Genomic DNA, 9,789 nt, shown 5'->3' on the forward strand with positions numbered 1-9,789 from the left:
CGACCCGAGAACCGGAGGCGCTGCTGCGTGACTGAGATACTCACCCAGGTCGAGACCACTCGGCCGGCAGAGACCACCAGCACCACCGCTCGCCCTCTCCGCTCCCGTCTCCGGCCGCACCCGGCCGATGCCGCGGCGGTCGTCTTCTACGCCGGCCTGGCTGCATTCGTGTTGGCCCGCCAATGGAAACACCTCGGCACCGGCTACCTGGTCCGTAGCGGCCAGGACCAGACGATGTGGGAATGGTTCTTCGCCGTCGCCGCACGATCGCTGGTCCACCTGGAGAATCCGCTGTCCAGTGACCTCCAGAACTACCCGCTCGGCGTCAACCTGATGGGCAATACCGCGATGTTCGGCATCAGCATCCCGCTGGCGCCCGTCACACTGCTGTTCGGACCGACCGTCACGTTCACGCTCGCGCTCACACTTGGCTTGTCGGGCACCGCAATTGCCTGGTACTGGGTGTTCTCCCGGCACGTGGTGTCGTCACGCTTCGCGGCCGCCGTCGGCGGTGGCCTGTGCGGTTTCGCTCCGGCCCTGATCTCGCACACGAATGGGCACCCCAATTTCGTCGCGTTGTTCCTGCTGCCGTTCATCGCACTGGCCGTGATCCGGCTCGGCAGCGGCGTGCGCCCGGTCCGCAACGGCATCGTCCTCGGCCTGCTGATCGCCTATCAGATCTTCCTCGGCGAAGAACCCCTCCTGATCTACGCATTGGCGTTCGCAGTCTTCGGTTTCGCCTTCGCGGCGTCCCGGCCACGGACGGCGCTCTCGGCAGCCAAACACAGCATCAAGGGCTTCGCGGTGGCGGGCTGTGTCGCACTGGCCATCGCCGCGATACCCCTGTGGTGGCAGTTCTTCGGGCCCGACAGCTACCGGGCGATCGAGCACGGACCCGTCGGCAACGACACCGAAGCGTTCACGAGTTTCCCGACGTCTTCGCTGGCAGGCGAGCCGGGTTCGGCCGAATTCAGCATGAACGCCACCGAGGAGAACGCCTACTTCGGCTGGCCTCTGCTAATCCTCCTCGGCCTGTCGGCACTGTGGTTGTGGCGCATGCCGTTGGCCCGCGCCGCGGCCGCGACGGTCGCCGCAATGGGTGTGCTCTCACTCGGAACGTCGTTGACCATCGGCGGCTGGGACTCCGGAATTCCGTTGCCGTGGAAGCTAATTTCCCATCTGCCCCTCCTCGAATCCGTGCTCGAGTCGCGGTTCGCGATGGGCTGCCTTCCCGCCGCCGCACTGCTGCTCGCGCTGGGCACCGACCGCGCGCTGGCGTCCGCCCGCGAAGGCCAGCGGACCACCACTCTGCTGTGGGTGGGGTGGCTCGCCGTGGCACTGCTTCCGCTGGCCCCCACACCTCTCGCGGTCGTCCAGCGCGACACCGCACCGAACTTCTTCGCCGACGGCACGTGGCGGGAGTACGTCACCGACGGTTCGGTCGTCACCGTGCCGCTCCCCTCCCCGGAGAACGCGCGAATGCTGCGGTGGCAGACCGAACAGGATCTCGCATTCCCCATCGCCGGTGGATATTTCGTCGGCCCGGCCGGCAGCGAGCAGCGGGGGAAGTACGGTCCCGACGACCGTCCGACCGCTCTGCTCCTCGCCTCCGCCCAGTCGTCCGGTCAGGTGCCCGCCGTCGACGACGCGGCGAGGGCCCAGGCGCTGGCGGATCTGAAGTTCTGGAACGCGGACGTCCTGGTTCTGCCGCACACCCAGAACGATCGCGTGCTGCGCGAGACGGTCCGTCAGCTCATCGGTTTTCCCGCGAAACCCGTCGACGGCGTGTGGGTGTGGGACGTGCGGGCATTGCCTTCGGCCCCGTAAGTACTTATCAACCGCCGGACGGCAATAAGTACTCACGGGTGACTAACATCGTGCTGTGCCGCCCCAACCACCGCTGCCCGACGTACGGAGCATTCGTACTTCCCGGCTCGTCGCGATCGTCACCGGTCTGATCGGTTTCGTACTCGCCCTGGCCACCCCGTTCCTGCCGGTGAAGCAGGACGTCGCGTCCATCGACTGGCCGCAGGGCGGCGACCTGAACAGTGTCGAGGCGCCGCTCGTCTCGTACACACCGCTGGACATGCAGGTCAGCGTCCCCTGCTCGGTATTCGCCCAACTCGGGTCCGCCGGCGGCACCGTCGTCTCCACCCTCCCGAACCGGGCGCCCGACTTCGAGAAGAACGGCCTCGTGGTCAAGGCCGGCGCCGACGGCACGGTCGACGTGACGATTCGCGGCACGTCCCTGATCTCGGCGAGCGCCGCGGATCTCCAGGGCTGCACCGCCCTCACCGTCACCTCCGACCACCAGCGGACGTCCGCCGAGGTCACGGGCACCGCACAGCCGCTGACCGGCTCCGTCGAGGGCGACCAGCGACCGCAGATGGTCGGCCTGTTCACCGACCTGCACGGGACGGCACCGGCCGGGTTGAGCGTGCACGTCAGCCCCGACTCCCGATTCTCGTCCAGCCCGACCCTCCTCAAGTTGCTGGCGATGATCGTGTGCGTCCTCGCGACGTTGACGTCGCTGTACGCGCTGCACCGGGTGGACGGCATCGACGGCCGACGCGCCCGCCGGTTCCTGCCCGCGCACTGGTGGAGGTTCACCGGCGTCGACGCCGTCGTGATCGGGACGTTGCTGCTGTGGCACGTGGTCGGCGCCAACACCTCCGACGACGGCTATCTCCTCGGCATGGCCCGCGTCTCGGAACATTCCGGCTACATGGCCAATTACTTCCGCTGGTTCGGCGTCCCCGAGGCGCCGTTCGGGTGGTCGTACGAACTTCTCGCAGCGCTGGCGAAGGTGAGTACCGCGAGCATGTGGATGCGGCTGCCGACGCTGCTCGCCGCCCTGCTCTGCTGGATGGTGATCAGCCGCGAGGTCATACCCCGGCTCGGTGTGGCGGTGCGCCGCAACAGGACTGCCCTCTGGACCGGCGGGCTCGTCTTCCTCGCGTTCTGGTTGCCGTACGACAACGGGTTGCGCCCCGAGCCGGTCATCGCGCTCGGCGCCCTGCTGACGTGGTGTTCGATCGAACGCGCCATCGCCACCGGACGACTACTCCCCGGCGCCGTCGCCGTGCTCATCGCCGCGTTCTCGCTCGCGGCCGGACCCTCGGGGCTGATCTGTATCGCCGCGCTCATCGCGGGTGCCCGGCCGATCCTGCAGATCGTGATCGCGCGCGGCCACCGGGTCGGATTCGCCTCCCAGATCCTGCCGATCCTCGCCGCCGGAACGGTGGTGATGGTGGCCGTGTTCGCGGACCAGACGCTGGCCACGGTGCTCGAGTCGACCCGGGTGCGAACCGCCCTCGGCCCCAACGTCGCATGGTTCGACGAGCGGTTGCGCTGGGATTCGCTCATGGGGATCTCGCCGGACGGCTCGCTGGCCCGCCGGTTCGGGGTGTTCGTGATGCTGCTGTGCGTCGTGGTCTGCGTGATGCTGATCCTGCGCAAGGGGAAGGTGCCCGGGACCGCGATCGGACCGTCCCGCCGCATCCTCGGCATCGTGTTCGCGTCGCTGCTGCTGATGATGTTCACGCCCACCAAGTGGACCCACCACTTCGGTGTGTACGCGGGACTCGCGGGCTCGGTGGCGGTGCTCGCCGCGGTCGGTGTGGGCGCCGCGAGTATCCGGTCCAAACGCAACCGCACCCTGTTCGCGGCGGGCGTCCTCTTCATCCTCGCGGTCGCGTTCACCAGCTCCAACGGCTGGTGGTACGTGTCCAGCTACGGCGTCCCGTGGTGGGACAAGCCGCCGATGATCGCCGGCAAGGGCTTCTCCACCGTGTTCCTCGGCCTCACGGTGCTCACGCTGCTCCTCGCCGCCTGGTACCACGTCCGCGAACCGTACGAGCACGGCAAGAAGCCCAACGGCAAGCGCGCACGGATGCTCGCGCCGTCGCCGCTGACCGTGGCAGCCGGTGCCGTCGTCCTGTTCGAGGTGCTGTCGCTGCTCAAGGGCGCTGTCGCGCAGTACCCCGGGTACTCCATCGCGAAGGCCAACATCGAGTCGGTGACCGGTGGCACGTGCGCGCTCGCCGACGAGGTCCTCGTCGAAACCGATCCGACCGCGGCCCTGCTGCAGCCGATCGCCCCGGTCACCGACCCGAACGGCGCCGGCGCGTTCGGCGCGACCTCGGCGGAGGGTTTCACCCCCAACGGCATCGCCGACGACCTCACCGCCGACTCCGAGAAGATCGCCACCGGCGGCGCCAACACCGTCGACACCGAGACCGACGAGACGACGACGGGCACCAGCTCCGGCACCGGCGGCGGCACCGAGGCCACTGCCGGAGTCAACGGCAGCACCGTGACGCTGCCGTTCGGCCTCGACCCCGCCCGGACCCCTGTTCTCGGCAGCTACCAGCGGGGTGGGGAGCAGAAACCCGCCGCCCTCACCACCGGCTGGTACGGACTGCCCGAGCGCAGCGACGACGCACCGATCCTCACCATCTCGGCCGCCGGACGCATCCGGTTCGTCGACGCGGACGGTGTCGTCACCCCCGGGCAGATTCTGAAGGTCGAGTACGGCGTCACCGGCCCGGACGGCTCGGTGACCGCGCTCGGCACCGTCGACCCGATCGACATCGGGCCGTCGCCGTCGTGGCGCAACCTGCGGGTGCCGCTCGATCAGCTACCCGCCGACGCGAACACGGTCCGGCTGGTGGCCGACGACCCGGCCACCGACCCCGGCCAGTGGCTGGCGGTCACGCCGCCCCGGGTGCCGAAGATGCAGACGCTGCAGACCGTCGTCGGCTCCAGCGACCCGGTGCTCCTCGACTGGGCGGTCGGGCTCGCATTCCCCTGCCAGCGCCCCTTCGACCACCGCTACGGCGTCGCCGAGGTCCCGGACTGGCGCGTCCTGCCCGACCGCATCGGCGCCGAGTCCACGAACGCCTGGCAGGACAAGTTCGGCGGCGGACCACTGGGCTGGACCGACCAGCTCCTGTCGGCGAGCACCCTGGCCACGTACCTGTCGAACGACTGGGACCGCGACTGGGGCTCGCTCGAGCGGTACACGCCACTCGACGAGTCGGCGACGCCGGCGCAGGTGGAGTCCGAACAGGTGACCAGGTCGGGTACCTGGTCGCCCGGCCCGGTGCGCTACCAATAGGCGGAGCTCAACCCTCTGGTAGCCACGGATATGCCTCCTCAGGTTCCTGACATACCATCGACAACCGTGCCCGACGCCGTGACAACTTCCGTCTCCGAACCCGAAGCCCCTTCGCCGCCTGCTCGCCAGGACCGGCGGAGTGAGTACCGGACCGCTCGTCTGGTTGCCATCGTCACCGGCCTCATCGGGTTCGTGCTGGCAGTGGCCACCCCGTTCATGCCGGTCCAGCAGACCACCGCAGCCGTGAACTGGCCGCACAACGGCATCGTCGGCGATGTCGAGGCGCCGCTGATGTCGCAGGTACCCGTCGACCTGTCGGCGGCCATTCCGTGCTCCGCGGTGGCCCAGCTCCCGCCGCAGGGCGGCATCCTGCTGGCCACCGCACCCGCACAGGGTGAGGGTGCCGCGCTGAACGCGATGTTCGTCCGGGTGTCCGACAAGTCGGTGGACGTGCTCGATCGCAACGTGACGATCGCGACGGCACCCCGCGAACAGGTGCTGTCGGGCGCCTGCTCCGAGATCCGCATCACATCGAACATCGACGCGACGTCCGCCGAATTCGCCGGCCTCACCACGCCGGCCGGCGACCCCATAGCCGGTTCCCTCGTCGGAGACCTCCGCCCGCAGGTGGTGGGCGTGTTCAGCGACCTCCGCGACGGCGCGGCGCCTGCGGGCCTGTCGTTCACGATGAACGTGGACTCCCGGTTCTCGTCGAGCCCCACGCTCATCAAACTGGTCGCCATGATCGTGGCTCTCCTCGCCACGGCCATCGCCCTGGTCGCCCTCGGCCGCCTCGACGGCACCGACGGGCGCGGGCACCGCAACTTCCTGCCGTCGCACTGGTGGAAGTTCACCGGGCTCGACACGATCGTCGTGGGCACGCTGGTGCTGTGGCACTTCATCGGCGCCAATACCTCCGACGACGGCTACCTGCTCACCATGGCCCGCGTCTCCGACCACGCCGGATACATGGCCAACTACTTCCGCTGGTTCGGCGTCCCCGAGGCGCCGTTCGGCTGGTACTACGACGTCCTCGCGGCGATGGCCAAGATCTCGACGGCCAGCCCGTTCATGCGGCTGCCCGCGCTCGTCGCCGGCATCCTGTGCTGGATGGTGATCAGCCGGGAGGTTGCTCCGCGCCTCGGCCGGTCCGTCCGGCGCAACAAGGTCGCGCTGTGGACCGGCGGCCTCGTCTTCCTGTCGTTCTGGCTGCCGTTCAACAACGGCCTGCGGCCCGAGCCCATCGTGGCACTCGGCGCCCTGCTCACCTGGTGTTCCATCGAGCGTTCCATCGCCACCGGACGCCTCCTCCCCGCCGCTGTCGCGGTGCTGATCGGCGCATTCACGCTCGCCGCCGCGCCCACCGGCCTGATGTGTGTGGCCGCCCTGCTCGCCGGCGCCCGCCCGCTCGTCCGCATCGTCGTCAAGCGCCACCGCCAGGTGGGAACGCTGCCGCTGCTCGCCCCGATCGCGGCCGCAGGCACGATCGTCCTGGTGGTCGTGTTTGCCGACCAGACCCTGGCCACCGTGATGGAAGCCACCCGGGTCCGCACCCTGATCGGCCCGAACCTCGAGTGGTACAAGGATTTCCTGCGCTACTACTACCTGTTCGTCCCCACCGTTGACGGGTCTGTGGCGCGCCGCTTCGCATTCCTGACGATGATCCTGTGCCTGTTGACGACCCTGTTTATCCTGTTGCGCCGCAAGCGGATTCCCGGCGCCGCCACCGGACCGTCGTGGCGCCTGCTCGGCGTCGTGTTCGGCACGATTTTCTTCATGATGTTCAACCCCACCAAGTGGACCCACCACTTCGGGGCGTACGCGGGCATCGCCGGTTCACTGGCCGCGCTCACCGCCGTCGCGGTGTCGGCGTCGGCGCTGCGGTCGCGCCGCAACCGCACGATCTTCCTGGCCGGACTGCTGCTCATGCTGGCCCTGACGTTCGCAGGCATCAACGGATACTGGTACGTCTCGAGTTACGGCGTGCCGTGGTTCGACAAGCCCGTCTCCATCGGCGGGCGCCAGTCCAACACCTTCTTCCTCGTCCTGTTCGGTTTGGCCGTGGCACTGGCCGCCTGGCAGTACCTGCGGGAAGGATTCGCCGCGCCACCCGCCCGCGCGAACACCGAGAAGGGCAGACGGATCAGGAAATTCGCTGCCGCCCCCCTCACCGTCATCGCCGGCATCATGGTGCTGTTCGAAGTCCTCTCCCTCCTCAAGGGCGCCGTCTCCCAGTACCCGGCGTACTCGCTGGCCCGTTCCAACTTCGACTCCCTCACCGGCCAGACCTGCGGACTGGCCGAGGACGTCCTCGTCGAGGGCAACACCAACGGCGGAAACCTCACCCCCCTCGCCGACCCCGGGCAGCCTCTCGCGAACCCCGCCGACCCGCTCGGCGGTGCGAACCCCGTCGGCTTCTCCCCGAACGGGGTGCCGTCCGACCTGACCGCCGACTACGTCGAGGTCAAGCAGGGAATGGGCAACACCGACAACCAGAGCGTCGGCCCCAGCTTCGAGACCGGATCGAGCGCCGGAACCAGCGGCGGCACCGGACGCGTCGGCGTCAACGGCAGCGACGCCAAGCTGCCGTTCGGACTCGACCCCGGCACCACCCCCGTCATGGGCAGCTACCAGGAGGGCGTCCAGGAGCCCGCGAAGCTGTCGTCCAGCTGGTACGCACTCCCCGAACGCAGCGACGACACCCCGCTCATCGTCATGTCCGCCGCCGGACGCATCTGGTCGGTCGACCCGACCGGCGCCCTCACCTACGGCCAGTCGCTGCTCCTCGAATACGGCAAGCGCCAACCCGACGGCACCGTCCAGTCGCAAGGCACCTACCTGCCCAAGGACATCGGCCCGGCACCGTCGTGGCGCAACCTGCGCGTCCCGATCGACGAGCTGTCCCCCGACGCCGACGCCGTCCGGATCGTCGCCAACGACCCCAACCTCACCGGCGACCAGTGGCTCGCATTCACCCCGCCGCGCGTACCGAAACTCGAGACCCTCAACTCGACGATCGGCAGCTCACAACCGGTGCTGCTCGACTGGGCCGTGGGCCTGCAGTTCCCCTGCCAGCGCCCGTTCGACCACCAGTACGGGGTCGCGGAAATGCCGAACTACCGCATCCTCCCCGACCGCCCCCTGGCCGTCAGCTCCACCGACACCTGGCAGTCCGCGGAGAACGGCGGCCCCCTCGGCTTCACCGAACTCCTCGCCAGCGCCACCGCCATCCCCACCTACATGCGGGACGACTGGGGTCGCGACTGGGGCTCCCTCGAACGCTTCGACCGGTACTACCCGAACGCCACCGCGGCCACCGTGGACACCGACACCGCCACCCGCTCGGGACTCTGGAACCCCGGCACCCTGCGGGTGTACGACAGCCCGTAACGGCGTCCATTCGGCTTGCGTCGCCAGCTCGGCTTGCGTCGCTAGTCGGCTTGCGTCGCCCAATGTCACACGCGTTCCGTCTGGCTGAACGAATGTCACATCGGGCGCCGCTCCGGGCGGTCCGATACGACGGACACCCAGGTTTCGCGGTGACGTTATCCACAACGTCCCGCTCATCCACAGGGCAATTTCCGACGTGGGCTTAACCGCGGCGCGCCGATTCGCCCACGGCATGCTCGGACCCATGCGAAGAGGACGCTGGGCCGAAGACCTGTCAGCGATAGCCGCCGTCAGCCGGGACGGGGTGATCCGCGCCGCCACCCTGGAGCGACTCGGCGTCGCGAAGGGCACCATCTCTTCGCGCTGCAACGACGGCGGCCCGTGGCAGCGGATCCTCCCCGGCGTGGTCCTACTGCACAACGGGCCACCGACGACGCTGCAACGCAATCTCGCGGCCCTCGAGTACGGCGGCCCGGACGCCCTGCTGTCGGGGCATGCCGCCCTCGCTGCCCTCGGCTACACCGCGTCGGCGTCCAGGAACGACGTCCTGCTGCTCATCCCGTCCACGCGGCATCGGCGGGATTGGTCGTACGTGAAGGTCGAGCGCACCTGGCGCATGCCCGAACCGATCCACCGGGGGCTGCTGCGACTCGCACCACCGGTCCGCAGCCTCCTCGACGCCGGGCGTCGCACCGTCCAGGCAGACAGCTGCCGCGCACTCCTTGCCGGCGGCATCCAGCGCGGCGACGCGACGGTCGACGAACTAGCGCGTGAACTGTCGCAGGGCAGCGACCGCGGCAGCCGTCTGCCTCGGGCGGTCCTGCGGGATCTGAGCGACGACGCGCATTCCGTCGCCGAGGTCCACGCGCAGAAGCTGTATTCGACGAGCGGTCTCCCGCCGATGCGGCACAACGTGGTCGTGCTGTCGGCCGCCGGGCTGTGGATCGCGCGCCCCGACGGCTGGCTGGACGACGTCGCCGTCGCCTGGGAGATCGACTCGCTGAAGTACCACTTCTCGCCCGAACTCCACGAGGCGACGGTCCGGCGGCGGGCGCGGATGCAGCGCGAGGGAATCATCGTCGTAACCCACCTGCCGAAGCAGATTTCGGCAGACCCGTCGACGGTCCGCGCGGACCTGCGTGCCGCGTACTCGCTCGCGGCGTCACGACCCCGGCCTGCGGTGTTCGTGCACGTCGAACCGAACCTGCGGTCGGCATGAGTCACCGCGGCGCCCGATGCGACATCGGTGCAATCAGAGAGCACCGGTGCGACATCGGGCG

At 69.1% G+C, this 9,789-nt stretch carries 4 protein-coding genes; all 4 read left to right on the forward strand.

Annotated elements, in window-relative coordinates:
- The first annotated feature begins 27 nt into the window (after positions 1–27).
- The 4 genes from H0B43_RS16115 (at position 28) to H0B43_RS16130 (ending at position 9,728) form a co-directional block, all read left to right on the forward strand.
- On the forward strand, positions 28–1,827 hold the full coding sequence (locus H0B43_RS16115) for a glycosyl transferase (protein ID WP_185727017.1): 1,800 nt from the start codon (positions 28–30) through the stop codon (positions 1,825–1,827).
- A 55-nt stretch (positions 1,828–1,882) separates the two neighbouring features.
- Entirely contained in the window at positions 1,883–5,119 is a 3,237-nt protein-coding gene (locus tag H0B43_RS16120; protein WP_185727016.1) for an arabinosyltransferase domain-containing protein, read from the forward strand.
- Between the two features lie 66 nt (positions 5,120–5,185).
- Positions 5,186–8,509 carry an arabinosyltransferase domain-containing protein gene (locus H0B43_RS16125; RefSeq protein WP_185727015.1) on the forward strand — a complete coding sequence of 1,108 codons (3,324 nt, stop codon included), beginning with the start codon at positions 5,186–5,188 and terminating at the stop codon, positions 8,507–8,509.
- Between the two features lie 244 nt (positions 8,510–8,753).
- Positions 8,754–9,728 carry a hypothetical protein gene (locus tag H0B43_RS16130; protein WP_185727014.1) on the forward strand — a complete coding sequence of 325 codons (975 nt, stop codon included), beginning with the start codon at positions 8,754–8,756 and terminating at the stop codon, positions 9,726–9,728.
- Positions 9,729–9,789: the final 61 nt, after the last annotated feature.

Origin of the sequence: Rhodococcus sp. 4CII, assembly GCF_014256275.1 — a bacterium.
In the GTDB taxonomy this organism is placed as follows: Bacteria; Actinomycetota; Actinomycetes; order Mycobacteriales; family Mycobacteriaceae; genus Rhodococcus_F; species Rhodococcus_F wratislaviensis_A.